Source organism: Streptomyces sp. NPDC053069 (assembly GCF_044546895.1).
Classification (GTDB): Bacteria; Actinomycetota; Actinomycetes; order Streptomycetales; family Streptomycetaceae; genus Streptomyces.
Window position 1 is genome coordinate 20,346 of record NZ_JBITZN010000006.1, and the last position, 25,984, is coordinate 46,329.

The 25,984-nt window shown below is 71.5% G+C and carries 18 protein-coding genes; 8 read left to right on the forward strand and 10 right to left on the reverse strand.

What is annotated here, in order from left to right:
- The first annotated feature begins 326 nt into the window (after positions 1 to 326).
- Both ACIGXP_RS15250 and ACIGXP_RS15255 read left to right on the forward strand, forming a co-directional pair.
- Complete coding sequence (locus ACIGXP_RS15250) at positions 327 to 839, forward strand: DUF6912 family protein (protein WP_363213845.1); 513 nt, start codon at positions 327 to 329, stop codon at positions 837 to 839.
- A gap of 57 nt (positions 840 to 896) precedes the next feature.
- Positions 897 to 1,565 carry an HAD family hydrolase gene (locus ACIGXP_RS15255; protein ID WP_363213846.1) on the forward strand — a complete coding sequence of 223 codons (669 nt, stop codon included), beginning with the start codon at positions 897 to 899 and terminating at the stop codon, positions 1,563 to 1,565.
- Positions 1,566 to 1,697: 132 nt separating this feature from the next.
- Here the strand turns inward: ACIGXP_RS15255 and ACIGXP_RS15260 are convergent, their stop codons facing one another.
- The gene (locus ACIGXP_RS15260) at positions 1,698 to 2,264 is read right to left on the reverse strand and encodes a DJ-1/PfpI family protein (protein WP_363213847.1); all 567 of its coding nucleotides are present in this window, start codon (positions 2,262 to 2,264) and stop codon (positions 1,698 to 1,700) included.
- A gap of 692 nt (positions 2,265 to 2,956) precedes the next feature.
- Between ACIGXP_RS15260 and ACIGXP_RS15265 the strand changes: the two genes are divergently transcribed.
- The 3 genes from ACIGXP_RS15265 (at position 2,957) to ACIGXP_RS15275 (ending at position 10,003) form a co-directional block, all read left to right on the forward strand.
- Positions 2,957 to 7,894, forward strand: a complete 4,938-nt coding sequence (locus ACIGXP_RS15265; protein ID WP_399768486.1) for an NAD-glutamate dehydrogenase — start codon at positions 2,957 to 2,959, stop codon at positions 7,892 to 7,894.
- Positions 7,895 to 8,031: 137 nt separating this feature from the next.
- On the forward strand, positions 8,032 to 8,511 hold the full coding sequence (locus ACIGXP_RS15270) for a GtrA family protein (protein WP_363213849.1): 480 nt from the start codon (positions 8,032 to 8,034) through the stop codon (positions 8,509 to 8,511).
- Positions 8,492 to 10,003, forward strand: coding sequence for a hypothetical protein (locus tag ACIGXP_RS15275; protein ID WP_399768488.1), 1,512 nt, complete (start codon positions 8,492 to 8,494; stop codon positions 10,001 to 10,003). Before ACIGXP_RS15270 ends, ACIGXP_RS15275 begins: the two co-directional genes overlap by 20 nt.
- 104 nt (positions 10,004 to 10,107) lie before the next feature.
- Here ACIGXP_RS15275 and ACIGXP_RS15280 read toward each other — a convergent pair whose 3' ends face one another.
- The 4 genes from ACIGXP_RS15280 to ACIGXP_RS15295 form a co-directional block, all read right to left on the reverse strand.
- Complete coding sequence (locus tag ACIGXP_RS15280) at positions 10,108 to 11,787, reverse strand: glycosyltransferase family 2 protein (RefSeq protein ID WP_399768490.1); 1,680 nt, start codon at positions 11,785 to 11,787, stop codon at positions 10,108 to 10,110.
- Positions 11,784 to 14,003, reverse strand: a complete 2,220-nt coding sequence (locus tag ACIGXP_RS15285) for a CDP-glycerol glycerophosphotransferase family protein (RefSeq protein WP_399768492.1) — start codon at positions 14,001 to 14,003, stop codon at positions 11,784 to 11,786. Before ACIGXP_RS15285 ends, ACIGXP_RS15280 begins: the two co-directional genes overlap by 4 nt.
- Before the next feature lie 150 nt (positions 14,004 to 14,153).
- Complete coding sequence (locus ACIGXP_RS15290) at positions 14,154 to 14,975, reverse strand: ABC transporter ATP-binding protein (protein WP_363213852.1); 822 nt, start codon at positions 14,973 to 14,975, stop codon at positions 14,154 to 14,156.
- Positions 14,968 to 15,882 (reverse strand): ABC transporter permease, encoded by a 915-nt coding sequence (locus ACIGXP_RS15295; protein WP_399768494.1) that lies wholly within the window; start codon positions 15,880 to 15,882, stop codon positions 14,968 to 14,970. Before ACIGXP_RS15295 ends, ACIGXP_RS15290 begins: the two co-directional genes overlap by 8 nt.
- Before the next feature lie 218 nt (positions 15,883 to 16,100).
- On the opposite strand from ACIGXP_RS15295, the gene ACIGXP_RS15300 reads away from it, so the two are divergent.
- Complete coding sequence (locus ACIGXP_RS15300; protein WP_399768496.1) at positions 16,101 to 16,727, forward strand: TetR/AcrR family transcriptional regulator; 627 nt, start codon at positions 16,101 to 16,103, stop codon at positions 16,725 to 16,727.
- A gap of 54 nt (positions 16,728 to 16,781) precedes the next feature.
- Here the strand turns inward: ACIGXP_RS15300 and galE are convergent, their stop codons facing one another.
- The 3 genes from galE to ACIGXP_RS15315 all read right to left on the reverse strand — a co-directional run bounded on the left by galE (position 16,782) and on the right by ACIGXP_RS15315 (position 20,828).
- A complete protein-coding gene (gene galE, locus ACIGXP_RS15305) occupies positions 16,782 to 17,762 on the reverse strand; it encodes a UDP-glucose 4-epimerase GalE (RefSeq protein WP_399768498.1) in 981 nt (326 codons plus the stop codon).
- 98 nt (positions 17,763 to 17,860) lie between these two features.
- Positions 17,861 to 19,516, reverse strand: a complete 1,656-nt coding sequence (locus ACIGXP_RS15310) for a glycosyltransferase family 2 protein (protein ID WP_399768500.1) — start codon at positions 19,514 to 19,516, stop codon at positions 17,861 to 17,863.
- 43 nt (positions 19,517 to 19,559) lie between these two features.
- Positions 19,560 to 20,828 carry a glycosyltransferase 87 family protein gene (locus ACIGXP_RS15315; protein ID WP_399768503.1) on the reverse strand — a complete coding sequence of 423 codons (1,269 nt, stop codon included), beginning with the start codon at positions 20,826 to 20,828 and terminating at the stop codon, positions 19,560 to 19,562.
- Between the two features lie 226 nt (positions 20,829 to 21,054).
- On the opposite strand from ACIGXP_RS15315, the gene ACIGXP_RS15320 reads away from it, so the two are divergent.
- On the forward strand, positions 21,055 to 22,752 hold the full coding sequence (locus tag ACIGXP_RS15320) for a glycosyltransferase family 39 protein (RefSeq protein WP_399769082.1): 1,698 nt from the start codon (positions 21,055 to 21,057) through the stop codon (positions 22,750 to 22,752).
- On the opposite strand, the gene ACIGXP_RS15325 is transcribed toward ACIGXP_RS15320, so the two are convergent.
- Complete coding sequence (locus tag ACIGXP_RS15325; RefSeq protein ID WP_363213859.1) at positions 22,709 to 23,164, reverse strand: MarR family transcriptional regulator; 456 nt, start codon at positions 23,162 to 23,164, stop codon at positions 22,709 to 22,711. The two genes, ACIGXP_RS15320 and ACIGXP_RS15325, sit on opposite strands and share 44 nt — an antisense overlap.
- Before the next feature lie 123 nt (positions 23,165 to 23,287).
- On the opposite strand from ACIGXP_RS15325, the gene ACIGXP_RS15330 reads away from it, so the two are divergent.
- The gene (locus tag ACIGXP_RS15330; protein WP_363213860.1) at positions 23,288 to 23,701 is read left to right on the forward strand and encodes an organic hydroperoxide resistance protein; all 414 of its coding nucleotides are present in this window, start codon (positions 23,288 to 23,290) and stop codon (positions 23,699 to 23,701) included.
- Positions 23,702 to 23,762: 61 nt separating this feature from the next.
- On the opposite strand, the gene ACIGXP_RS15335 is transcribed toward ACIGXP_RS15330, so the two are convergent.
- Positions 23,763 to 25,979, reverse strand: coding sequence for a CDP-glycerol glycerophosphotransferase family protein (locus ACIGXP_RS15335; RefSeq protein WP_399768506.1), 2,217 nt, complete (start codon positions 25,977 to 25,979; stop codon positions 23,763 to 23,765).
- Positions 25,980 to 25,984 lie beyond the last annotated feature (5 nt).

Genomic DNA, 25,984 nt, shown 5'->3' on the forward strand with positions numbered 1-25,984 from the left:
TCCCCGTTCGCCGGGCCCGGTTGATACCGGGCGGTAACTCGCTGGTGGGGATCTTGTACGGGGACCGGGAGCGGGGTGGCAAGGGCGGCGGGGAGCGCTCGGGAGAGGCGGAGAGGTTCACCTATCCGGGGGATGCCGGACGGGGCGACGGTGGAGATGTGGCGGGTGCTCCGGGTGAATTCACGGCGCGGAGTCGACGGCTTCCGGGGCGTGGGCACAGACCCGAAAGGGGACGGGCGCACGTATCCTGAAGGCCCTCCGGGAGACGCGGCAGCCGGCCTTCCCGGGGCCCCAGCGGAGCCTTTGAGCAGGAAAGAGCGGCCAGCATGCGCGTCTACGTCCCCCTGACCCTCCCCCGTCTCGCCGAGGCGTACAAAACGGGTGAGCTGGGGACCGGCCCCTTCGCCGCGTATGCGGTGACGCCCGCGTTGCGCGAGTGGTATCTCTCCGAGGACGTCGAGGAGCTGGAGTACGCGGCGCTCAGCCGGGCCGCGCTGGCCTCGCTGCGGCTGCTCGCGGCGGACCCGGGTGCGGTACGGCGCCGGGTGGTGGTCGCCGTGGACGTGGCCGACGGCGCCGCCGGTGTCGACCCCGACCGCGGGCTCGATCCGGCCGCTCTGGGCGAGGTGACCGTGACGGCGACCGTGCCGCTCGCCAAGGCGGCCGCGGTCCATGTCGACGCCGATGACGCGGAGCAGGACGTGGCCGCGGCGGCGGAGGCGCTGGCGGCGGCCGACGGCGGGGACGACGACGCGCAGTTCGTCGTGGACGGAGCGGACGACCACGAGCTGCTGTGGTACGCCACGCAGGAGATCCCCAACCTGGTCGAACGGGCCTGACCTGGTCGTATCCGCTCGCAGAGGTCGTTGTCAGTGGGGGCGGGTACGGTCTTTGGCATGGGGATGCAGGCAAGCGCGCACATCGTCTGGGACTGGAACGGCACGCTGTTCCATGACAATGACGCGATCATCGGGGCGACGAACGCGGCCTTCGCCGAGTTGGGGCTCGCGCCGATCACGCTGGAGCAGTACCGGTCGCTGTACTGCGTGCCGGTGCCGAAGTTCTACGAGCGGCTGATCGGCCGGCTGCCGACCGATGCCGAGTGGGAGCTGATGGACGGGGTCTTCCACCGGTACTACGCCGAACACCGGGTGCGGTGCGGTCTGACCGAGGGGGCCGCGGACCTGCTCGCGGGGTGGCGGTCGGCGGGGCGCAGCCAGTCGCTGCTGAGCATGTATGTGCACGAGGAGCTGGTGCCCCTCGTGCGGGGCTTCGGCATCGAGACGCACTTCCTGCGGGTCGACGGGCGTACGGGCCCGTCCGGGGGCAGCAAGGCCGAGCACATGGTGCGGCATCTGGAGGCGCTGAGCGGAGTGGTGGAGCCTGCGCGGACCGTGGTGATCGGGGATGCGGCGGACGACGCGGTCGCGGCCGGGCGTGTCGGGGCTCGGGCCGTGCTGTACACCGGGGGCTCGCACAGCCGGGCCAGTCTGGAGGAGGCGGGGGTGCCGGTGGTGGACACGTTGGCCGAGGCGGTGGAGGAAGCGGAGCGAATAGCGGCTTAGCGGGGCTTGGCGGACGGGGTGCGGCGGCTGCAGTTCCCCAGGGGCGCGGGGAACTGCGCGACCAGCCACGACGGGCCGCCATCCGGCGGCTCACCGCAAGCGCAACGGCGAGACCCGCCGCCGTCCCGTCGCTCAGCTCACCGGCGCCTTCGAGCGCAGCACCCTGAGGAACTCCCGCATCCAGGCCGGGTGGTCCGGCCAGGCCCGGGACGACACCAGGGTGCCGTCGACCACGGCCTCGGTGTCCTGGAAGCCTGCTCCGGCCGCCTGCATGTCCGGTTCGAGTGCGGGGTACGCCGTGACCCGGCGGCCCCGCAGGCTGTCGATCGCGGCGGTGAGCAGCGGGCCGTGGCAGATCTGGGCGACCGGCTTGTCGGAGTCGAAGAAGGCCTTGAGGATCTTGCGGAGTTCGGGGTCGTTGCGCAGATACTCCGGGGCCCGGCCGCCGGGGATGACGACGGCCGCGTACTCGCCGGGGTCCACATCGGCGAAGGCCAGGTCGGCGGGCCAGGTGTAGCCGGGCTTCTCGGTGTACGTGTCGTAGCCGGGTTCGAAGTCATGGACGACGAAGCGGAGCGTCTTGCGGGAGGGGGCCGCGATATGGACGTCGTAGCCTTCCTCAAGCAGACGCTGGTACGGGTAGAGGACTTCCAGGGACTCCGCCGCGTCGCCGGTGACGATCAGGATCTTCGCGGGCATGTCGGCTCCTCCGGGTACTCCGGTACTCCTGGGCGGGACGCACTGTCCCTGGGCAAGGTGCCAACACCGGGCGGGCTTGCCAAGAGGGCCGTCGCGGTTCCGGCGACGGCTTCGGAGCGTTGCCGGATGTCGGTATGCCCTGTTCTCAGAGTGGGCTCGGGGCTCTGCCCGCGCGACCGGACGCCGCCGCCCGCCCCTGCCGCCCGCGCCCCCGGTGACCCAGGGGCCGCACCCGCCCGAATACGTCACCGCCCCCCGGCCGACCGCTGTGCAGAACGTCAAACTTCACCCCTCGGTTTTGTACACATACGGCTCATGACGTGCCCGGGGTGAGGAGCGATAGCCTTGTGGCGTGATCAGCGCGATATCTCGCGGGGGCGATCCTGCCCCTGCCCTGCGCCCGGGTTGCACGGAACACCTCCGTGACCGGGCGGCGGTCGCTGGTCTTCGCGGGCGGGACGGGGCCGCAGGAGCCCCCGGGACGCCGAGGACAACCCTGGACACGGCGGCGCCGAGAGCAGCGTCACACCCGACGGACGTGTCGAGAATGGCCGAATTCCCCCCGCGCATCTCACCTCGCGGCATAGCGTCGACACGGACCGGACACCCCGGGCCGTGGCGTCGAGCCGGAGGGAAAGAGACCGTACTTCCTTCTACGTCACGCAACGGCGCGCGACAGGAGTCAGAGGACAATGCAGACCAAGCTGGACGAAGCCAAGGCCGAGCTGCTCGAGAGGGCCGCCCGGGTAGCTGAGAACAGCCCGGTCGGGGGCCACCTTCCGACCGGGACCACGGGCGAGGGCTCCCCGGACACCCCGGACAGCGAGTCCGTGCTCGCGTTCCTCCAGCGCTACTACCTGCACACCGCCCCGGAAGACCTCACCGGCCGTGACCCGGTCGACCTCTTCGGCGCCGCGCTCTCGCACTACCGGCTCGCCGAGCACCGCCCCCAGGGCACGGCGAACGTGCGGGTCCACACCCCGACCGTGGAGGAGAACGGGTGGACCTGCAGTCACTCGGTCGTGGAAGTCGTCACCGACGACATGCCCTTCCTCGTCGACTCGGTCACCAATGAGCTGACCCGGCGCGGGCGCGGCATCCATGTCGTCGTCCACCCGCAGTTCGTCGTCCGGCGCGACCTGACCGGCAAGCTGATCGAGGTCCTGCCGACCCCGCCCGCCGGTGACCTCCCGCACGACGCGCACGTCGAGTCCTGGATCCATGTCGAGATCGACCGGGAGACCGACCGCGCCGACCTGAAGCAGATCACCGTCGACCTGCTGCGCGTGCTGTCCGACGTCCGCGAGGCCGTCGAGGACTGGGAGAAGATGCGGGACGCGGCGACCCGGATCGCCGACGGGCTGGAGAGCGAGCCGCTGCCCGGCGACCTCCCCGCGCCCGAGGCCGAGGAGGCCCGCGAGCTGCTGCGCTGGCTGGCCGACGACCACTTCACCTTCCTCGGCTACCGCGAGTATCAGCTGCGCGACGACGACACGCTCGCCGCGGTGCCCGGCACCGGTCTCGGCATACTGCGCTCCGACCCGCACCACGCCGAGGACGAGAAGCACCCGGTCAGCCCCTCCTTCGAGCGGCTTCCGGCCGACGCCCGCGCCAAGGCGCGCGAGCACAAGCTGCTCGTGCTCACCAAGGCCAACAGCCGGGCCACCGTGCACCGGCCGTCGTACCTGGACTACATCGGCGTCAAGAAGTTCGACGAGCAGGGCAACGTCGTCGGCGAGCGGCGGTTCCTCGGGCTGTTCTCCTCGGCCGCGTACACCGAGTCCGTGCGCCGCGTCCCCGTCATCCGCCGCAAGGTCGACGAGGTGCTGGAGCGCGCCGGGTTCTCGCCCAACAGCCACGACGGCCGGGACCTGCTGCAGATCCTGGAGACCTACCCGCGCGACGAGCTGTTCCAGACGCCCGCCGCCGAACTGCAGTCCATCGCCACGTCCGTGCTGTACCTGCAGGAGCGCCGCAGGCTGCGGCTCTACCTGCGCCAGGACGAATACGGCCGCTACTACTCGGCCCTCGTCTACCTCCCGCGCGACCGCTACACCACCGGTGTCCGGCTCAGGATCATCGACATCCTGAAGGAGGAGCTCGGTGGCATCAGCGTCGACTTCACCGCCTGGAACACCGAGTCGATCCTCTCCCGGCTGCACTTCGTGGTCCGTGTTCCGCCGGGCACCGAGCTGCCCGAGCTGTCGGACGGCGACAAGGAGCGCATCGAGGCCCGTCTGGTCGAGGCGGCCCGCTCCTGGGCCGACGCGTTCGCCGAGGCGCTGACCGCCGAGTGCGGCGAGGAGCGCGCGGCCGAGGTGCTGCGCCGCTACAACAACGCCTTCCCCGAGGGTTACAAGGCCGACCACACCCCGCGCGCGGCGGTCGCCGACCTGGTCCACCTGGAGCAGCTCAGCGAGGACAAGACCTTCAGCCTGAGCCTGTACGAGCCGGTGGGCGCCGGGCCCGAAGAGCGCCGCTTCAAGATCTACCAGAAGGGCGGCACCGTCTCCCTCTCCAAGGTGCTGCCGGTGCTCAGCCGCCTCGGCGTGGAGGTCACGGACGAGCGGCCGTACGAGCTGCGCTGCGCGGACCGCACCACCGCCTGGATCTACGACTTCGGTCTGCGCATGCCCAAGGCGGCCGGCGGCGGGGAGTACCTCGGCGACGACGCCCGCGAGCGCTTCCAGGAGGCCTTCGCGGCCACCTGGACCGGCAAGGCGGAGAACGACGGCTTCAACGCGCTGGTGCTGAGCGCCGGGCTGAACTGGCGGCAGGCGATGGTGCTGCGCGCCTACGCCAAGTACCTGCGGCAGGCCGGTTCGACCTTCTCGCAGGACTACATGGAGGACACCCTCCGCAACAACGTCCACACCACCCGGCTCCTCGTGTCGCTGTTCGAGGCCCGGATGTCGCCGGACCGGCAGAAGGCCGGCCTGGAGATCACGGACGCCCTGCTGGAGGAACTGGACGCGGCCCTGGACCAGGTGGCGAGCCTGGACGAGGACAGGATCCTCCGCTCCTTCCTCACCGTCATCAAGGCGACCCTGCGCACGAACTTCTTCCAGGCCGCGCAGGGCGGCGGGCCGCACGACTACGTCTCCATGAAGTTCGACCCGCAGGCCATCCCGGACCTGCCGGCGCCGCGCCCGGCGTTCGAGATCTGGGTGTACTCGCCGCGTGTCGAGGGCGTGCACCTGCGCTTCGGCAAGGTCGCCCGAGGCGGTCTGCGCTGGTCCGACCGGCGTGAGGACTTCCGTACCGAGATCCTCGGCCTGGTCAAGGCGCAGATGGTGAAGAACACCGTCATCGTGCCGGTCGGCGCCAAGGGCGGCTTCGTCGCCAAGCAGCTGCCGGACCCGGCCAAGGACCGCGACGCGTGGCTGGCCGAGGGCATCGCCAGCTACAAGACGTTCATCTCGGCGCTGCTCGACATCACCGACAACATGGTCGCCGGCGAGGTCGTGCCCCCGCAGGACGTGGTCCGGCACGACGGCGACGACACCTACCTGGTGGTCGCCGCCGACAAGGGCACCGCGACCTTCTCCGACATCGCCAACGGGGTCGCCGAGAAGTACAACTTCTGGCTCGGCGACGCCTTCGCCTCCGGCGGCAGCGCGGGCTACGACCACAAGGGCATGGGCATCACCGCGCGCGGCGCCTGGGAGTCCGTCAAGCGGCACTTCCGCGAGCTGGGCGTGGACACGCAGAGCCAGGACTTCACGGTCGTCGGCATCGGTGACATGTCCGGTGACGTGTTCGGCAACGGCATGCTGCTGTCCGAGCACATCCGCCTGGTCGCCGCCTTCGACCACCGGCACATCTTCATCGACCCGACCCCGGACGCGGCGACGTCGTACGCCGAGCGCCGCCGTCTGTTCGAGCTGCCCCGCTCCAGCTGGGCCGACTACAGCACCGAGCTGCTGTCGGCCGGCGGCGGGATCTTCCCGCGCAGCGCCAAGTCCATCCCGGTCAACGCCCACATCCGCGAGGCCCTCGGCATCGAGGACAAGGTCACCAAGATGACCCCGGCCGACCTGATGAAGGCGATCCTGCAGTCGCCGGTCGACCTGCTCTGGAACGGCGGCATCGGCACGTACGTGAAGTCGTCGGTGGAGTCCAACACGGACGTCGGCGACAAGGCCAACGACGCCATCCGCGTCGACGGCAAGGACCTCAGGGTCAAGGTCGTCGGCGAGGGAGGCAACCTGGGCCTGACCCAGCTCGGCCGGATCGAGTTCGCCATGCACGGCGGCAAGATCAACACCGACGCGATCGACAACAGCGCCGGCGTGGACACCTCCGACCACGAGGTGAACATCAAGATCCTGCTGAACGGCCTGGTCGCGGACGGCGACATGACCGTCAAGCAGCGCAACAAGCTGCTCGCCGAGATGACCGACGAGGTCGGCGCGCTGGTCCTGCGCAACAACTACGCGCAGAACACCGCCCTGGCCAACGCCCTGTTCCAGGCGAAGGACATGCTCCACGCCCAGCAGCGGTTCATCCGGCACCTGGTGCACGAGGGCCACCTGGACCGGGCGCTGGAGTTCCTGCCCACCGACCGCCAGATCCGCGAGCGCCTCGGCCAGGGCCAGGGCCTCACCAGCCCGGAGACGGCCGTCGTCCTGGCGTACACGAAGATCACGGTCGCCGAGGAGCTGCTGCACACCTCGCTGCCGGACGACCCGTATCTGCGCAGCCTGCTGCACGCGTACTTCCCGACCGCGCTGCGCGAACGCTTCGCCGACGCCATCGACCACCACCCGCTGCGCCGCGAGATCACCACGACCGTGCTGGTCAACGACACGGTCAACACGGGCGGTACGACGTATCTGCACCGTCTGCGCGAGGAGACCGGGGCCTCCCTGGAAGAGATCGTCCGCGCCCAGACGGCCGCCCGCGCGATCTTCTGCTCGGCACCGGTGTGGGACGCGGTCGAGGCCCTGGACAACCAGGTCGACGCCGCCGTCCAGACCCGCATCCGGCTGCACTCGCGCCGCCTGGTGGAGCGCGGCACGCGCTGGCTGCTGAACAACCGGCCGCAGCCGCTGGAGCTCGCCGAGACCGTCGAGTTCTTCGCCGAGCGGGTCGAGCGGGTGTGGCAGGAGCTGCCGAAGCTGCTGCGCGGCGCGGACCTGGAGTGGTACCAGCACGTGTACGACGAGCTGTCCGCGGCCGGCGTCCCGGACGAGCTCGCCACGCGCGTGGCCGGGTTCTCCTCCGCCTTCCCGGCGCTCGACATCGTGTCGGTGGCCGACCGCATGGGCAAGGAGCCGCTGGACGTCGCCGAGGTGTACTACGACCTCGCCGACCGGCTCAGCATCACCCAGCTGATGGACCGCATCATCGAGCTGCCCCGCAACGACCGCTGGCAGTCCATGGCCCGCGCCTCCATCCGTGAGGACCTGTACGCGGCGCACGCGGCGCTCACCTCGGACGTCCTCGCGGTCGGCAACGGCACCTCCACCCCCGAGCAGCGCTTCAAGGCCTGGGAGCAGAAGAACGCACCCATCCTGAGCCGGGCGCGCACCACCCTGGAGGAGATCCGCAGCTCGGAGACGTTCGACCTCGCCAACCTCTCGGTGGCGATGCGTACGATGCGGACGCTGCTGCGCACGCACTCGTAGCCGTACGGCGCTGAGAACGCCCCGGGCCGACGTCGAATCGGCCCGGGGCGTTCCGTTTCTTGCCGGCCCTTAGCCAAAAAAGATCTGCGAATTTACCGTTTCCTGCTTATCGGTGGCCTTCGGCTAGGGTCTGGGTTGTGACTGTTCAACTCACCGAGACCCGCCCGGCAGCACCCCCAGCGCCGGCTCCGGCCCGGCGGCCCGTCACCCGTGTCGTGCTGGAGATCGTGAAATTCGGGATCGTCGGCGGCAGCGGCGTCCTGGTCAATTTCCTGGTCTTCAACCTGCTGCTGCACGGCCCGGCTTGGCCTGCGATGACCGCGACGGTCCTGGCCAGCTGTGTCGCGATGGCGACCAATTACCTGGGGTTCCGCTATTTCGCCTATCGGGACCGGTCTGCGCGCACCCGCAGCCAGATCCTGCTGTTCTTCGTCTTCAGCGGCCTCGGCGTCGGGATGGAAATCGGCCTGTTCTGGGTCGGTTACCAGGGTCTCGGCCTGCACGGCGTGGTCGGGTCGAATGTGGTGAAGGCCCTGTCGATCGCGCTCGCCTCCACCTTCCGTTTCCTGGTCTATCGCACGTGGGTGTTCCAGCAGGATGCACGCCGCACCGTCTGACACCGAGCCGTTGAGCCGCACCACGCCGCCGGCCGGCGCCGCGCGGACGGGCCGGATACTGCCGCATGCCGCCGCCGCGCTCGTCGTGGTGCTGCTGCTCCTGGTCATCGTCCGGCTGCCCTGGGCCGGCGACCTCGGCATGCACGCGGCCACTGTCCAGCGCCTGCGCCACAGCCTGCTGCATCCCGGCAACCCGCTGGTCGACGCGGACACGCCGAGCCCCTACTACTCGCCGTGGATGCTGGTCCTGGGCGTGATCGCCAAGCTGACCGGCCTGTCGGTGTTCGTGGTGCTGCGGATCGCCGCGCTCGCCGGGCTGACCCTGCTGGTCACCGGGGTCTGGCGGTACGTCCGAACCCTGAGCCCGCACCGTGCGGCCCCCGCCCTGGCCCTGCTCAGCCTGGTCTTCCTCTGGGGCCCGCTGCTGTTCAACTGGTCCGGCTTCCTGGGCCTGAACTCCCTGGCGCTGACGGTGTCGTACCCCAGCGTCTTCGCGCTCGGCCTCACGTTCCACTTCTGGGCCTGGCTCACGCGGGCGACGCGGGAGGAGGCCACATGGGGCAGGTGGCTGGGGCTCGGTGTGCTGTGGGCGCTGATTCTGCTGTGCCACCAGTTCACGGGCGTCGTGGCCTCGTTGGGCGCGTTGGCGACGGTGATCGCGGCCCGGCCGGCCCGGCCGGTGCTGCCGCGGCTTGCCGCCTCGTCGGCCCTGGGCATGCTCCTGCTGTGGCTGTGGCCGTACTACGACTTCTTCTCCCTGTTCTCCGCGGGTGCCGACCTGGAGGCCATCCACCGGCCGTTGTACGAGCACCTGGCCGCGCGGTTCGGTCTGGTCCTGCTCGGGGTGGCGGCGCTGGTGCTGCGCGTCCGGCGCGACCGCTGGGACCCGTTGGCGCTGTTCTTCGTCCTCGGCGCGCTGGTGTTCGCCGCGGGCGGGCTGACCGGCCACTACTCCTGGGGCCGCGCCCTGCCGGCCGCGCTGATCCCGGCACAGCTCGCGGCCGCGCTGGAGGCCGTGTCGCCGGGGCGGCGTGCCGTACGGGCGGGGTGGGCGTGTGTGCTGGGCGCCGCGCTGGCCGTGGGGGCGTGGACGCAGGCCGGGACGCTCGGCTATGTGACGGGGAAGAGTGCGCTGCCGTCGGTGGTCGCGGCGAAGTACCACACGCCGTGGGTGGGGTATCACTGGATCACGCCGTGGGTGAAGTACGGCGATGTGGTGATGGCTCGAAGGTTTCCCGCGCGGCAGATCCCCGCGTACGGGCCGTACACCGTGGCGCCGGGCTATCCGGATGTGTTCCTGCGGGACGCTGCACGGCGGGAGGCGGCGGTGGAGCGGTACTTCGCCGCGGGGACGTCCGGCTCCGGCCGGGCCGGGATTCTGCGCGAGTACGACGTGAAGTGGGTCGTGGGGCCGGAGGGCATGGCGGGACCCGGGTTGCGGAAGGTGACTGTGGGCCCGGAAGGCCAGGTCCTGTACCGAGTGGTGCGCTGAGCTGCAGGCGCCCCGTAAGGGCGCGGGGAACTGCGTGAGCAGCCCACCCCGCGCCCGTCGCCGGGCATCCGCCTGCAGCGCAACGGCGCTTCGGACAGGCCCTCCTACCTCAGCACGCTCGCCACCAGCTTCGCCGCCCTGCGGACCCGCGGGCGGGCGATCTTGCGGATGACCGGGCGGATGACGCTCGCCGTCACACCGACGGGATGCCAGCGGATCTGGAGACGGCCGGGGTTGCGGCCCTCCGGTTCGACGGTGACCTGGTGCGGGGTCGCGCCGGAGTGGTAGTCGACGCGGGCCGTGGCCGTGGGGAAGTCGAGGGGGGCCAGGAGCAGGCCCGAGTGCGACAGGCCCTGCTGGTTCAGGACGACCAGGGGGTGACGGACGCCCTCGAAGCCCTGCAGGGGGATCGGTGCGGCGGCGAGGTCCAGGTGCACGGTGCCTTCGAACAGACCGGGCCGGACCGGGTCCAGCCGGAAGGGCACGGCCATGCGGCGCCGGCCGGGCGACAGCACCAGGCGGGCGCGCTGGGGGCCGATGGGAAGGCGGAGGCCGGGGTCGTATGTGCGGATGGACAGGGTGAGCGTGGCTCCGGGGCCACGCGTCAGTTCCGTGATCTCGTGGCGGAACTGCGCGCTCGGGAACGGACGTGTGTCCAACTCCAGGTCGGACACGTCCAGTTCGCGGCGGGCGCGGTCGTCGGTGGGGACGCTGTCGCCCCAGTACGGCACTCCGGACGCGTCGGTCGTGATCTGCCGCGGTGCCACCCCGTGACTGAGGCCGCGCGCCGCGAGCTGGGCGTCGGCCGGACGCCCGCCCCGCAGCAGCTCCAGCACCACCCGCTCCGGGCGGGGCAGACGGGCGTACGCGCCGGGAGACAGCGTGTCCAGGTACGGGTTCATGATGTCCGCGAAGGCGGCCAGCCACTCCGCGTCCCGGTAGGGCAGGTCGCCCGCGTAGAGCCTGAAGTCGTGCTTGAGGAACTTGAAGTCCTTGGCCTCCCGCAGCCCGGCATGCCCGCTCTTCTCCAGGAAGTCGTCGATCATGCGGTGCACGCGGATACGGTCCTGGACGTTGGAGATCTTGTGCCGCTGGTTGGAGATCGTGGCCGACTCCGCCGCCGCGAACGGCTCGATGTGCCAGACGTACACGGGGTCCGGGATGATCGTGAACGCCTTCGCCAGGCAGAACGCCTGGATCGAGAACAGCTGGTCCTCGTAGTGGACGCCCTCCGGGAAGCGGAGGTTGTGGCGGTTCAGGAAGTCGCGCGTGTACATCCTGTTCGTCGACAGCGGCCAGAAGAGCAGCTCGGTGTCCGACGCGATGTCGTCCAGGGTGCGCCGCTCGGCGAACAGGTGCGGCATCCACGTCGTACGGCGGCCGGTGTCCACCCGGAGGCGCTGGCAGGCGCCCATGGCGAAGTCCACCTCGCGCTCGCGGTGCGCGGCGAGCAGCAACTCCACGGCGCGCGGCGGGAGTTCGTCGTCGCTGTCGAGGAACATCAGATACGGCGCCCGGGCGATCTCGATGGCCCGGTTGCGCGGGGCGCTGCAGCCGCCGCTGTTCTCCGGCAGGCGGAGATAGCGGATGCGGGAGTCCTGCGCCTCCAGTTGACGCGCCACCGTCGGTGTGTCGTCCGTGGAGTGGTCGTCGCTGATGATGATCTCGATGTTCGCGTGCGTCTGCGCGCGCAGGGACGCCACCGCCCGGGGCAGGCGCGCCGCGTCGTTGTAGACGATGACGGTGACCGTGACGTCGGGGGTCGTGGTCGTCGTGGTCGTCATGCCGAGGCCTCCTCGGGGGTCGGGGCGGGGGTGCGTTCCTCCAGCGGGATCACCGGGGGAAGTGACTCCTCCGGTTCGCCCAGGAACACCCGTCGTACGACCCGTTCGGCGGCGCGTCCGTCGTCGTACTCGCAGAACCGGCGCCGGAACGCGGTCCGCGCCTTGGCCGCGTTCTCGTCGCGCCAGGCGCCGGAGACGAAGATCTCCGTCAGCTCCTCCTGGGTACGGGCGACCTGGCCGGGATGCTCGGTCATCAGGTCGAAGTAGACGCCCCGGGTGGTGCGGTAGGTCTCCCAGTCGTCGGCGTAGACGATGATCGGACGGTCGAGGTTGGCGTAGTCGAACATGATCGACGAGTAGTCCGTGACCAGCGCGTCGGCGGCCAGGCACAGCTCCTCGACGGGGTCGTAGGAGGAGACGTCGATGATCCGGCCGGAGCGGCGCAGGCCGGTGAGCGGGGAGGCCGCGCCGCCGTAGAAGTAGTGGGCGCGGACCAGGAGCACGGTGTCGTCGCCGAGCCGGTCGGCGAGGGCCGCGAGGTCCAGGCGCGGGGTGAAGCCGGCCTCGTAGTCGCGGTGGGTGGGCGCGTACAGGACGGCCGTCTTGCCGCGCGGGATGCCGAGGCGTGCGCGGGCGGCACGGACATCGGCGGCCGTGGCCGAGTAGAAGACGTCATTGCGCGGGTAGCCGTGGTCCAGCGAGGTGTAGCGGGCCGGGTAGGCGCGCTCCCACATGCGTGTGGAGTGGCTGTTGGCGCTGACGCTGTAGTCCCACTTGTCGATGCGGCCCAGCAGGGCGTCGAAGTCCAGGCCCTTGGCGGCGGCCGGGTGTTCCATCTGGTCCAGGCCCATGCGCTTGAGCGGAGTGCCGTGGTGGGTCTGGAGGTGGATCGCGCCGGGGCGCTTGACCACCGCGTTGGGGAAGTTGACGTTGTTGACGAGGTACTTGGCGGTGGCCAGGGTCTCCCAGTAGCGGCGGGTGCCGGGGATCACATGGTCGGTGCCGGGCGGCAGCAGGGCCTCGTTGCCCTTCGCCACCACCCACACCGGGTGGATGTGCGGGGCGAGTTCGCGGAGTTTCGCGGCGATCGCGGCCGGGTTGCAGGCCACTCCGCGCTCCCAGTAGGCGGCGAACACGGCCAGGTCCGGGTCGAGGGGGCGGGTCAGGGCGCGGCGGTACTGCTGCTCCCGGAGCAGGGCGCCGACCTGCTTCTTACGGGTCCGTACGGCCTTCTTGGCGGCGCGGCGGGCGCGGTTGGCGGCCTGGAAGGCGCGGTACTTCGTGTACGCGCCCTCCTCCAGCAGCGCGTGCCGTACGCCCTCCACGCCCGCCGGGCGCTCGTGGTTCTCGGGGCGCCAGCGGACCGCGGCGAGGGAGGCGCGGCGGAAGAACTCCCGGGCCACGTCGTCGGGCAGGCTCTCACCGGCGAAGGTGCGCACGAGGTCGCGCATCATCAGGTCGTACAGCACCGTGCGGGCGGCGCGGCGGTCCTTGGTGAGCGCGAGCAGCGACTCGTAGCGCTCGATCAGCGCGAACCGGTCCTCGGGGGCGCGCGGCGGCAGGCTCTCGGGGCGCAGTTCGCGGTTCTCGTACGCCACCTGGTTCAGGCAGGCCACGCGGCCGGTGTGCAGCAGGGTCGCGTACGCCGCGTGCGGTTCGTCGTCGGTGGTGAACCGCTCCTCGTGCGCCTGCCAGAACTGCGCGCGCAGGGCGCGGTTGCCGAGCAGCGGGGCGAGGCGCAGCAGGTCGGCGGACTCGTCCAGGGGCAGGCCCGCACGGCCGACGGCGGCGAGCAGCCGCCCGTCTCGCGAGGGGGTGGCGGCGGTCTGCCAGGTGGTCGTGACGTGGTCGAAGAGGAGCACGTCCACGGGGGCGGCACCGTCGGTGCCGGTGGCGGCGTCCAGTTCGGCGGTGCGTTCGGCGATCAGCCGGGCGGCGCCGGCCGGCAGGCCGTCCTTGGCGTGCACGAAGTGCAGCCAGCGGCCGGTGGCGCGGGCGGCGCCGGCGGCCCGGGCCGCCGCGTCACCGGTGCCGTCGGGCAGCGGTACGACGATCGTGTCGGGGGCGTGGCCCTCGGCCGTCTCCCGCGCCCAGTCGCCGACCGCGGCGACGATGACCTCGGCGTCGGGGAGCGGGTGGGCCTCCAGGGAGCCAAGCAGCTCTGTCAGATGCCCCTGTGCGTTCGGTCCGTAGACGATGACGCTGAGTTGGGGCATCGCAGTGGACTCCTTCTGCTCGTTCAGCTCGGGGCACCCTTCATAACATACTGTCACTAAGCGGATGAAAGGGATGACCGCGCTCGGGGTGAGAGACGCTCAGGAGGGAAGAGGAGGTTCCGCGACTCCTGGTTTCCCTCCCTGTCACTTTTACGCCGCTTTCGTGGCGCCGGCCTTCTTGTCGCTCTTGTCGCCGGTGAAGGTCTCGTACTCCTTCATGACCTCCTCCGTCGGCCCGTCCATGCGCAGCTCGCCGCGCTCCAGCCACAGGACCCGCTCGCAGGTGTCGCGGATCGACTTGTTGTTGTGGCTGACCAGGAAGACCGTGCCCGCCTTCTCGCGCAGTTCGCGGATCCGCTCCTCGGAGCGCATCTGGAACTTGCGGTCGCCGGTGGCCAGGGCCTCGTCGATCAGCAGGACGTCGTGGTCCTTGGCGGCGGCGATGGAGAAGCGTAGCCGGGCGGCCATGCCGGAGGAGTACGTGCGCATCGGCAGGGTGATGAAGTCGCCCTTCTCGTTGATCCCGGAGAACTCCACGATGTCCTGGTAGCGCTCCTTGACCTGTTCCCGCGACATACCCATGGCGAGACCGCCGAGGTGGACGTTGCGCTCGCCGGTGAGGTCGTTCATCAGGGCCGCGTTGACGCCGAGCAGGGAGGGCTGGCCGTGGGTGTAGATGTGGCCGTTCTCCACGGGGAGCAGGCCGGCGACCGCCTTGAGGAGCGTCGACTTGCCGGAGCCGTTGGTGCCGATGAGACCGATCGCCTCGCCCTTGTAGGCGATGAACGACACCTTCTTCACCGCGTGCACCCGGCGCACGCCCGCCGCCTTCTCGGCCTGCTTGCGGCGCAGGATGCGGTTGAGGGCGGCGGTGGCGCTGCCGCGGCCGGCGCCGGTGCCGTGGACCCGGTAGACGATGTCGACGTTCTCGGCGATGACGGTGGGGATCTTCGCTTCGGTCTGCTCAGCCACGGCCGTACCTCTCCTCAGCCTTCCAGAAGTAGATGAAACCGCCGATGCCGGCGAGCAGCGCCCAGCCGGTGGCCGCGGCCCACACGTGCGGGGGCAGCTGGTGGGCGTGGAAGCTGTCGATCAGCGCGAACCGCATGAGGTCGATGTAGACCGCGGCCGGATTGGTCTCCAGCAGGACCGTGACGATGTGCGGCAGGTGGTCCTTCTTGGTGAGCTTGTCGATGCTCCACATCACGCCGGACACGTACATCCAGGTGCGCAGGACGAAGGGCATCAGCTGGGCGATGTCCGGGGTCTTGGCGCCCATCCGCGCCATGATCAGCGACACGCCGGTGTTGAACACGAACTGCAGGACCAGGACCGGGATCGCCAGCACCCAGGAGGCGGCGACCGGGACGCCGAAGCAGAGCAGGATGACGATCAGCGCGGCCATCGAGAACAGCAGCTGCTGCAGCTGCTGGAGGCAGAAGGAGATCGGCAGCGCGGCGCGCGGGAAGTGCAGGGCGCGGACCAGGCCGAGGTTGCCGGAGATCGCGCGGGTGCCGGCCATGATCGAGCTCTGTGTGAACGTCCAGATGAACACGCCCGTGACCAGGAAGGGGACGTAGTCCGGGACATGCTGCTTGGTGCCGAGCAGGACGCCGAAGATGAAGTAGTAGACCGCCGCGTTCAGCAGCGGGGTCATGACCTGCCAGACCTGGCCGAGCTTCGCCTGGCTGTACTGCGCGGTGAGTTTGGCGGTGGCGAAGGCGGTGATGAAGTGGCGGCGGGCCCACAGCTGCCGGACGTACTCCGGCAGGGAGGGGCGGGCGCCACTGACCGACAGGCCGTGCCGGGCGGCCAGCGCCGCGAGGTCGTCGTCGGCCGGGGCCTGGGTGGGGGGCGGTGTGTCGAGGACCTGGCTCACATCCGCTGCTTTCGCTCGGGGGAGGGGGTGGCGCGTCCGGCCGCCGGCCGGGGCGCGTCGGGTCGGTCCGTCGTCCGGCGCTTCCTCCGCTGCGCCTTCCTTACGCTTCTCTTCACGTTCTCTTACGTCGGAACGGGACCGTATCGTCGCAACGTGAGCGTAGAACCAATCGACGTCGGAACGCAACCGTATCGTCGTAACGGCCTATGCTGTGCGTCATGACGACGAACGCCGACGAGCCGCCGACGCGTACGCGCCGCCGGACCCCCGCGGGGGCCGCCGTACTCCGGGAGGACGTGACCGAGGCCATCCGCGCGGCGGTCTTCGAGGAGCTGGCGGCGGTCGGATACGCGCGCATGTCCATCGAGGGCATCGCGCGGCGGGCGGGCGTCGGCAAGACGGCGGTGTACCGGCGCTGGCGTTCGAAGCTGCACCTCGTGCTGGACGTGGTGTCGGCGATGGCGGTCCTCGGCCTGCCCGTCCCCGACACGGGTTCCCTGGAGGGCGACCTCCGCCTCCTCTACGAGGTCACCTCCCGCGCCCTGCGCCACCCCGTCGCCTCGCAGATCATCCCCGACCTGCAGGCGGAGGCGGCCCGCAATCCCGACATCGCCGACGCCTTCCAGAAGGCCCTGCGGGACGGTCAGGAGGGCGTGGCCAGCAGGATCATGGCCGCGGCGGAGGAGCGGGGCGAGGTACGGGCGGGGCTCGACCCCGACCTCGCGCTCGATCTGATCTCCGGCCCCCTGTACTGGCGCGCGGTGGTCATCCGCTCCCCGAAGCTCCCCAAGGGCTACCTGGAAAACCTGGCCCGGGCCGCGGCGGGGGCACTGAGGGCGCTGTGAGGGCGGGGCGCGCTGCCCGCCCCAGGTCGCTGCGGCAACGTTCACCGGCGCAGACTACGACCGCGCCGCCTCCGGGTGGTGGTGTACCCAGCCCTCCCAGGCCGAGGTGATCATGTCCTGGACGTCGTACTTGGCCTGCCAGCCCAGCTCGGTGGCGATGCGGGTGGCGGAGGCGACGACGCGGGCGGGGTCGCCGGGGCGGCGTGCGGTGACGGTCGGCGGATGGTCGTAGCCGGTGACCGCATTGATGCGGTCGATCATCTCGCGGACGGAGACGCCCTCGCCGCGCCCGATGTTGAGGGTCAGGTCCGTGCCGGGGGAGGAGGCCAGGGCGCGGGCGACGGTGACGTGGGCCTCGGCCAGGTCGACCACGTGGATGTAGTCCCGGACGCAGGTGCCGTCGGCGGTCGGGTAGTCGTCTCCGAAGATACGCGGGGCCGCCCCCTCGGTGAGCTTCTCGAAGACCATGGGGATCAGGTTGAACACGCCGGTGTCGGCGAGTTCGGGGCCGGCCGCGCCCGCCACGTTGAAGTAGCGCAGGGAGGCGGTCGACATGCCGGACGCCCTGCCCGCGGCGCGGACCAGCCACTCGCCGGCCAGCTTCGTCTCGCCGTAGGGGGACATCGGCCGGCACGGGGTCTCCTCCGTCACCACGTCGACGTCCGGCATGCCGTAGACGGCGGCCGAGGAGGAGAAGACGAAGGACGGGATCTCCGCCGCCGTCACCGCCTCCAGGAGGACCCGCAGGCCCTCGACGTTCTCGTGGTAGTAGTGCAGCGGGCGCTCCACGGACTCGCCCACCTGCTTCTTCGCCGCCAGATGCACGACCCCGCTGATCTCGTGCTCGGCGAGCGTGCGGGCCAGCCGGTCCGCGTCCAGGGTGGAGCCCCGCACCAGGGGGACGTGTGCCGGTACGCGTTCGGCGACGCCCGAGGACAGGTCGTCGTAGACGACCGCGCGCTCGCCCGCCTCGGTCATCGCCCGTACGACGTGAGCCCCGATGTATCCGGCACCGCCGGTGATCAGCCAGGTCATGGCGGCTGTCTCCTCGTCAGTCGGCCCGCTGCGCCGCGTGCGCGGCGCCGGGCATCTCTCGGTCGGGCAGCGGGCGCGTCGGTGACGCGCCGGGCGGCTCAGCGCAGCAGGCGCCGGAGCCGGCCGCGCAGCACCTGGACGACCCCGCGCACGCCGGTCGCCACACGCACGGCCAGTGCGCCGGAGTGCGTGGCGTACGGCTGCACCAGGAGCACGCCGTACCGGGCACTCGGGACGGCGCGCCGGCGCAGCCGGCCGGCGCCCGTCAGGGCGTGCGCCGTGACCTCCCGTTGCGTGCCGTCCGCGAAGCGCACGGTCAGCTGCAGGTCCCAGGTGCCCGCGCCGAGCGCGGCCAGGTCGACCGGCAGCTTCGCCGACCACCTGTCCGTGCCCGAGGGCGCGAGCGGCACCGTCGTGCGCCCCCGCGTCCGCTCGTCGTCGCGCGAGACCCACTCCACATCCACCTCCCGCGGGCTGCCCTCGGCCACTCTGCCGTACATCTCGTGCAGCCGCAGGCGCAGCAGCGAGGCACGCGCGCGTGGCTCCAGTGCCGCGTCGACGGCGAGCGGGAGGGCGGCGACCGGGCCGGTCAGGTACGGCGCGAGGGTGACCTGGGGAAGGTCGGCGGACCAGACGGGGACGCCGTCGGGGGTGCGGGCGTACGGCGGCAGGAGGCGTGCCGGGCGGGCGGCCAGTTCGCGCAGCCGGGGCAGGTCGCGCGGCTCGGGCGACTCCAGGACGACCCGCGCGAGCACCCGGCCGGCCGCCGTCGGGTTCAACTCCCAGTCGGGGGCTTCGTAGTGCGCGAGGTACTCCCGGGTGTGCGCCCACCATGCGCGCTGGTAGTGCACGTCGCGCAATCCCAGCTCGCGCGCGTACATGCGCACCTCGTGGTCGAGGAACTTGGCCCGCACCGCCCGCGCCAGCTCCTTCTGCCCGGAGCTCAGCAGGATGTCGTACGCCTGCGCGCACGCCTCCACGCGCGCCTGCCAGTTGCCGATGTGCTCCCGGTCCAGCGAGAGCGACAGCCGCTCGGCACTGCGGCGCACGTGCCACACGTACACACGGTCCGGTACGAGCGCGATGCGCGGGCCGGCGGCCAGCACCCGTGCGGTGAAGACGATGTCCTCGTAGAGGAAGCGGCCCTCCGGGAAGCGGATGCCGTGCTCACGCAGGAAGTCGGTGCGGTACAGCTTGTTGACGCACAGCGTGTCGTGGACCAGACGCGGCCGCTGGGAGGGGTGCGGCAGGGTGGTGTGCGCCGTGTAGAGGGGCGCCTGCCAGGGTTGTTCGCGCCCCGAAGGCAGCTCCCGGCGCACGCACAGACCGCTCGCGACCTCGGCGTGCGCCCCCGTGGCCGCCGCCAGCAGCGCGTCCACCGCACCGGACGGCAGCACATCGTCGCTGTCCAGGAACATCACGTACGGCGTGGTCACCGCGTCGATCCCGGTGTTGCGCGGGGTGCCGCAGCCGCCGCTGTTCTCGCGCAGGCGCACCACCCGCAACCGGGGCTCGTCGGCGGCCAGCCGGTCGAGCAGCTCGGCGCTGCCGTCCGTCGAGCGGTCGTCCACGGCGACGACCTCGGCGACCGCCGGCCCCTGGGCGAGTGCCGAGCGCACGGCGTCGGCGACATGCGCACGGTCGTTGTAGCCGATGACGACGACACCGACCCGCGGCACGGGCGCGGGCTCGGCGGTGTCCGGCCTGACGGGCGGATCTGGCCGGTCGGGTCTGTCGGGCTGGTCAGGTCGCATGGAATCCACAGGCCGAAGCGTAGAAATGGAGGGTAATAGTCCGTTAAGAGCTGCTTAGCAGTCGTTCCGGAAGACGGTCGGAATCGGGTCGGGGTTGCGTCGTTCGCAGGTTCTTTCCGTCCGCTCCCGCGGCCCGCCACAACCGGAGGAAGGACAGCACGGCGGCGGCCGCCAGGACCCCGTTGCGGATCAGCATCAGCAGACAGCCGGCCCAGGTGCCGCCGATCACCTCGCGGTAGTACATCGGGTACACCACGGTGCTCAGCGCGGTCGCTGCCAGGACCAGCGCCGCGACCGGCCGTTGGCCGGTGTGCCGCGAGGTCAGGCAGACGGCGGCCAGACCGAGCAGCCAGACCATGTACTGCGGACTGATCACCCGGCTGGTGACCGTGAACAGCAGCACCGCGCTCAGCGCCGCGTCGTACGGCGTGGCCTCGGTCCAGCGCCGCGCCCGCACCCGCCACAGCACCAGCAGCGCGAAGGCGACGGCCGTCAGCGCGAGCGAGGCGGTGGCCACGGCGTCCACGTACGGGCCGGCCAGTTCGACGGCGCCGTACCGGTAGCGCGTGCGGCCCCGCCAGCCGGCGTGCCGCGCGAGATTCAGCGCCGTACCGCCGAGCGACTCGATCTGCACCCCGCGCCCGCCCTGCTGCCGCACAAAGGACAGCGGGTGGTCGAACAACACGGCGAGGACACCGAGCGAGCCGGCCCCGGCGGCCACCGCCCACCCCCACGCCCCGCGCGTCACCCGCCCCCGCGGCGTGCCCAGCAGCACCAGCGCCGGCCACACCTTCACGAGCGCGCCCAGCGCCCCCAGTACCCCGCCCGCACGCGGGGAGCGGGCCAGCGCCAGCAGGGAGAGCACCGCCAGTCCGGTGACCTGGACGTCGTACCGGGCGAGCGGGACGTGCAGCAGCAGCGGCAGCCCGCCCGTCCACACGAACGCGCCGAGCAGACTGCGTCCGGCAGCCGCGCCCGCGCGGGTCAGCGCCGCCGTGACCAGCGCGTCCACGGCCAGTGTGAGCGCCACGAACGCCTGAAAGTACGTCAGCCGCGGCAGCAGGCCCGGCGCCAGCAGGACCACGCCCGCGCCCGGCGGGTACTGCCACAGCGTGTCGTGTGCCGGGAAGGAGCCGTGCGCCAGTACGCCGTACCAGCTGAAGTACAACCGCCATACCTCACGTGCCACCGACCCCCCGCCGAGCAGCGGGGCGTTGTCGTGGGCGAGCAGCCACAGCATCAGGGCGCGCGTGGTGAGCCAGAGGGCGGTGACGGAGAGGACCGGGCCGGGGGTGACACGGGGACGGTTCATCACATGGGAGCCTAAGCCGCACGGATGGTGTATCCGTGCTGATACGCCGTCATGACCGCTGAATGGTTGGTTAATCGCACAAGATCGGGCCGTGGTGAACCTCGGGCTTCCTGTGAGACCGCAGTCGCGCAAGGCGGCTGCAACGACAGCCGTCGCGGCGGCCGGTGGGGCGGGGCACGCGTCGCGGATCCACCGCCGCGTCGCCGTCTGCCTGCCCGCGCTGGTGATGCTCGGCACCGGGCTCTGGGGGCTCGACCGGGGCGGGATGTGGCGGGACGAGGCCGTCAGCTTCCAGGTGGGGCGGCGTACGGTGCCGCAGATCTGGCAGCTGCTGCACGACGTGGACGCCGTGCACGGTCTGTACTACCTCCTCATGCACGCCGTCCTCGCCGTGCACCCGGGCGAGGTCGTGCTGCGGCTGCCGTCGGTGTGCGCCGCGGCGCTGACGGCCGCGCTGGTGGCGGCGCTCGGCACCCGGCTGGCCCGGCCGCGCGTCGGACTGTGGGCGGGGCTGCTCTACGCCGTCGCGCCGATGGCCGGCCACTATGCGCAGGAGGGCCGCTCGTACGCCCTGGTGGCCGCCGGGGTCACCGGCGCGACGCTGCTGCTCGTGCGCGCGCTGCAGGGGGGCTCCTGGTGGGGGTACGGCGCCGTCCTGGGCGTCACCTGCTGGCTGCACGAGTTCGCGGTGCTGGTGTTGTGCGCCCACGCCGGGTCGCTGGCGCTGGCCCGGGTGGGGATGCGGGCCTGGCGGGGCTGGGGGTGCGCGGCGGGCGGTGTGGTGCTGTCGCTGCTGCCGATGGCGGTGGTGTCCTGGGGGCAGGCGGCGCAGGTGGCGTGGTTGCGGAGGCCGACGGCGTCTTCGGCGGAGGAGCTGTTGCGGGGGTTTCTGGGGCCTGCCGCCGGGGTGTACGCGGCGTGTCTGGCCCTTGCCTTACTGGGGCTGTCGGGGCTCTCGGGGCCCGCGGGGCGACGGGGGCAATTCACCCTTCCGGGGGTGGCGTTGCCGTTGACCGTGGTTCCTCCGATGGTGTTGATGTCGGCTTCTCAGATTTCGCCGCTGTATGTCGATCGGTATGTGCTGTACGCGTTGAGCGGGGCGCCGTTGCTGGTGGCCGGCGGAGCCGAGTGGGTGGCCGGGGCTGTGGGGCGGCTGACCGCCGGGGGTCCGAAAAGGCACTCCTCGGTGCGGTCCCCTGTCGTCACCCTCGCCGGTGTTCTCGCGATCTGCCTCGCCTTCCTGCTCCAGCTCCCCCTCCTCCGCGAGGACCGGGATCCCCGTACCCGGGCCGACGATCTCGGGGCCGTTTCCCGCGTGGTGGCGCGGGAGGCGAGGCCGGGGGACGCGGTGGTGTTCGTGCCGGGGAGCGCGCGGAACGCGGCCCTCGGCTATCCGCGGGCGTTCCGTGGAGTGCGGGATGTGGCACTGGCGGAGGGGGCGGCCGAGTCGGGGACCCTGTACGGACGGGAGGCCGGGGCCCGCGAGGTGCGGGACAGGCTGGCGCGGCTGGACCGGGTGTGGGTCGTCGCGGACCCGGACCTGCTCGCCGGGCGGTGGAGCCCCCGCAGTCCCGTCGAGCGGACCAAACTCGCCGTGCTGCGCAGGGAGTTCGCCGTGCGGGAGGAGATCCTCCGGGGCGGGACCGCCGTACGGCTGTACGTCCGCAAGCCGCTGTCCGCCCCGGCCGGCGCGTCTAGGGGGTGTCGTGTGGATCATCCCGGCGTCGCGGGCCCTGGCACGCACATCTGCCGCGTTGTCGTCACTCGCCGACGCTCCGCGTCGACTCCCTCCTCCGCCTTGCAGCTGCACGCACCAGACCCCGCTCGGGTCGGCCGGTCGGCACCGCTCGTCACGGCCGGCCTGATCCGAACGACACCCCCTAGCGCTCCTCCGCCAGTGCTGCCGCGTCCAGTGCGGTGGTGAGCCGGTCGAGGCGTTCGCGCAGTTCGGCGATCTCCGCCAGGTCGAAGCCGGTCGCGCCCATGATCCGGCGCGGCACCTCCAGGGCCCGCTCGCGCAGTGCCGCGCCCTCCTCGGTGAGCCGCACCCGGACCGAGCGCTCGTCCTGCGCGCTGCGCTCCCGGCGCACCAGGCCGGCCCCCTCCAGCCGCTTGACCAGCGGGGACAGTGTGCCGGAGTCGAGCCGCAGATGTTCGCCGAGCGCCTTGACGGGCAGGTCGCCGTGCTCCCACAGGACGAGCATCACGAGGTACTGCGGATAGGTCAGCCCGAGGTCCCTGAGGATCACGCGGTAGACGCCGTTGAAGGCGCGGGACGCCGCGTGCAGCGAGAAACAGATCTGGCGGTCCAGGCGCAGCCACTCCGTGTCGGTCATGAGTCCAGAGTAGCTCTTGCGGTCCATTTAGTTGTACACAACTTAATTGTGTGCTCTACTTATGGTCGTCAGGCGGTCAGGACAGGGGCCGCCGGAACCCCGACTTCGTAAGGGATGGTCTTCATGGACGCGCTCTACACCGCCGTCGCCACCGCCACCCACGGCCGTGACGGTCGCGCCGTGTCCTCCGACGGCAGGATCGACCTCCAGCTGGCCCCGCCGGTGGAGCTGGGCGGCAACGGCCAGGGCACCAACCCGGAGCAGCTCTTCGCCGCCGGTTACGCCGCCTGCTTCGGCAGCGCCCTCGGCCTCGTCGGCCGGCAGGCGAAGGTGGACGTCAGCGACGCGGCGGTGACCGCCGAGGTCGGCATCGGCAAGCAGGGCGAGGGCTTCGGGCTGAAGGTGACGCTGCGCATCGAGCTGCCCGAGACCGTGGACGAGGAGACCGGCCGCAAGCTGGTCGAGACCGCCCACCAGGTCTGCCCGTACTCCAACGCCACCCGCGGCAACGTCGACGTCGACCTCGTCATCGAGTAATCCCGCAGGTCAGGCGTGACGAGGGTGCCGGGCAGGGGCCGGCACCCTCGCACCCGTGCGGCTACGCCGAGGTCAGCGTGTCCCGGCCGGCCGCCTGGCCCGGGATCCGTACCGTGCCCTCGCCGGTCATCGGCTCGCCCAGCAGCAGCGTCCGTACGACACGCTCGGCGGCCCGGCCGTCGTCGAACTCGCAGAACCGGGCCCGGAAGTCCGCCCGCAGCCGCGCCGACTCCTCGTCCCGCCAGGACCCCGAGGCGAACAGCCAGGCCAGCTCCCGGTAGGAGCGCGAGACATGGCCCGGCGGCTCGGCGGTGATGTCGAGACAGGCGCCCCGGCTCGCCGTGTAGGCGGACCAGTCGTCGGCGTGCACCACGATCGGCCGGTCCAGGTTGGCGTAGTCGAACATGATCGACGAGTAGTCCGTGACCAGGGCGTCCGCCGCGAGCAGGACGTCCTGCACCCGCGGCTCCCCGGTCGCGTCGACCACGACCCCGCGCCGGGCCAGCTCCGCGAGGCCCATCCCGCGCGCGGGACCGCCCGCCAGGGACGGATGCAGCCGGACCACGAGGGTGCGCCCCTCGCCCAGGTCGGCCGCGAACCGGGCCAGGTCGAACCGGTCCACGTGGCCGCTGCGGCGGTAGTCCCGGCGGGTCGGCGCGTACAGCACCACCGTGTGGTCCGCCGGGATGCCGTGCCGCTCGCGGAAGCCGCCGCAGTCACCGAAGCCGCCCTGCACCAGCACGTCGTTGCGCGGGCTGCCGGTGCGCAGCGAGGTGAAGTGGCAGGGGTAGGCACGCTCCCAGACCAGCTCGGAGTGCCGGTTGGCGACCAGGCTGTAGTCCCAGCGGTCGGCCCGGCGCAGCATCTGCGGCACGTCGAAACCGAGCCGCGCGCCCGGCTTGTCCCGCAGGTCGGCGCCCATGTACTTCAGCGGGGTGCCCTGATGGGTGTGGATGTGCACGCTGCCGGGCCGCTTGGCCAGGGTGCCGGGCCAGTTGACGTCGTTGACGAAGAATGCCGCCCGCGCGGTGACCTCCAGATAGCGCCGGGAGCCCAGGATCACGTGCTCGACGCCGGACGGCAGCCGTGCGGCGGTCTCCGCGTCCTTCACCACCCACACCCCGCGCAGCTGCGGGGCGATCCGGCGGGCCGCGGCGTACACGGCGGCCGGGTCGCCGAGCATGCCCCGGTGCGAGGAGGCCGAGTAGACGACCAGGTGCGGGTCCAGCGGGCGGTGCATGTGCAGGGACGCCCAGCCGGAGCGGGCCCGCGCGGTGGCCGAGCCGCGCACCAGGTCCGCGCGCCGTGCCGCCTCCCGCCCGGCCCGCGCCGCCTGCCGCCTGATCCGGTACGCCGTCCAGGAGCCCTCCAGCAGGCGGACCTCACCGTCGGCCTGGGCGCCCTCGGGCCTGTGGTCGCGGAACATCCGCGCCGTACGCCGGAAGAACTCGGCCTTGTCGGCGGGCGGCAGCCGGTCCGGCTTGGCCAGGATGTCCAGGCAGTGCTCGCCCATCTTGCGGTGCAGATAGGGCCGCCAGTGCGCCAGCTGGGGCCGCTGCTCGACGAACGCGAAGACCCGCTCGTACTGGTCGTGGATGTCGAAGTGCTTGCGGCTGGTCGTGGACAGGATGCTGCCCTGCCGGCGCTGCCGGTAGTTCACGCAGATCCGGTCCAGCGTGGCGATCCGCCGGGCGCTGAGCATGGCCGGGAAGGTCCAGGGGGTGTCCTCGTAGTAGCCGGGCGGGAACCGGAAGCCCTCCGACTCCACGAACCGGCGCCGGTAGACCTTGTTCCACACCACCATCAGCAGATCCAGGATCTGCGGGAACTCGTCGGCGGTGAAGGTGTCCGGGCCGGCCTCGCCGAGGACGTGGGCGAGGACGTTGCGCCGGGTGCCGCCCCACCAGTAGGTGCGCGCGTAGTCGAAGACCAGCACGTCCGGGTCGCGGGCCTCGGCCAGCCGGTCGGTGATGGCCTGCAGCGCGCCCGGGGTGAGGGTGTCGTCGCTGTCCAGGAAGAACAGGTAGTCGCCGGTGGCGTGCGGCATCCCGGCGTTGCGGGCCCGTCCGAGGCCCACGTTCTCCGGCAGGTGCAGCACCTTCACGCGCGGGTCGCGCTCGGCGTACTCGTCGAGGATCGCACCGCAGCCGTCCGGGGAGCGGTCGTCCACGGCGATCAGCTCGAAGTCGTTGAAGGACTGCAGCAGCACCGAGTCCAGGCACTCGCGCAGAAACCCCTGCACCTTGAAACAGGGCACGATCAGACTGAAGCGGGGCACGGCGG

Bases quoted from the DNA above. Each gene is read 5' to 3' on its own strand.
- ACIGXP_RS15250 (WP_363213845.1), top strand. From the start codon at position 327: ATGCGCGTCTACGTCCCCCTGACCCTCCCCCGTCTCGCCGAGGCGTAC.
- ACIGXP_RS15320 (WP_399769082.1), top strand. From the start codon at position 21,055: ATGCTCGGCACCGGGCTCTGGGGGCTCGACCGGGGCGGGATGTGGCGG.
- ACIGXP_RS15330 (WP_363213860.1), top strand. From the start codon at position 23,288: ATGGACGCGCTCTACACCGCCGTCGCCACCGCCACCCACGGCCGTGAC.
- ACIGXP_RS15325 (WP_363213859.1), bottom strand. From the start codon at position 23,164: ATGACCGACACGGAGTGGCTGCGCCTGGACCGCCAGATCTGTTTCTCG.
- ACIGXP_RS15310 (WP_399768500.1), bottom strand. From the start codon at position 19,516: ATGCGACCTGACCAGCCCGACAGACCCGACCGGCCAGATCCGCCCGTC.
- ACIGXP_RS15285 (WP_399768492.1), bottom strand. From the start codon at position 14,003: ATGCCCCAACTCAGCGTCATCGTCTACGGACCGAACGCACAGGGGCAT.
- ACIGXP_RS15300 (WP_399768496.1), top strand. From the start codon at position 16,101: ATGACGACGAACGCCGACGAGCCGCCGACGCGTACGCGCCGCCGGACC.
- ACIGXP_RS15275 (WP_399768488.1), top strand. From the start codon at position 8,492: ATGCACGCCGCACCGTCTGACACCGAGCCGTTGAGCCGCACCACGCCG.
- ACIGXP_RS15265 (WP_399768486.1), top strand. From the start codon at position 2,957: ATGCAGACCAAGCTGGACGAAGCCAAGGCCGAGCTGCTCGAGAGGGCC.
- galE (WP_399768498.1), bottom strand. From the start codon at position 17,762: ATGACCTGGCTGATCACCGGCGGTGCCGGATACATCGGGGCTCACGTC.
- ACIGXP_RS15260 (WP_363213847.1), bottom strand. From the start codon at position 2,264: ATGCCCGCGAAGATCCTGATCGTCACCGGCGACGCGGCGGAGTCCCTG.
- ACIGXP_RS15315 (WP_399768503.1), bottom strand. From the start codon at position 20,828: ATGAACCGTCCCCGTGTCACCCCCGGCCCGGTCCTCTCCGTCACCGCC.
- ACIGXP_RS15255 (WP_363213846.1), top strand. From the start codon at position 897: ATGGGGATGCAGGCAAGCGCGCACATCGTCTGGGACTGGAACGGCACG.
- ACIGXP_RS15280 (WP_399768490.1), bottom strand. From the start codon at position 11,787: ATGACGACCACGACGACCACGACCCCCGACGTCACGGTCACCGTCATC.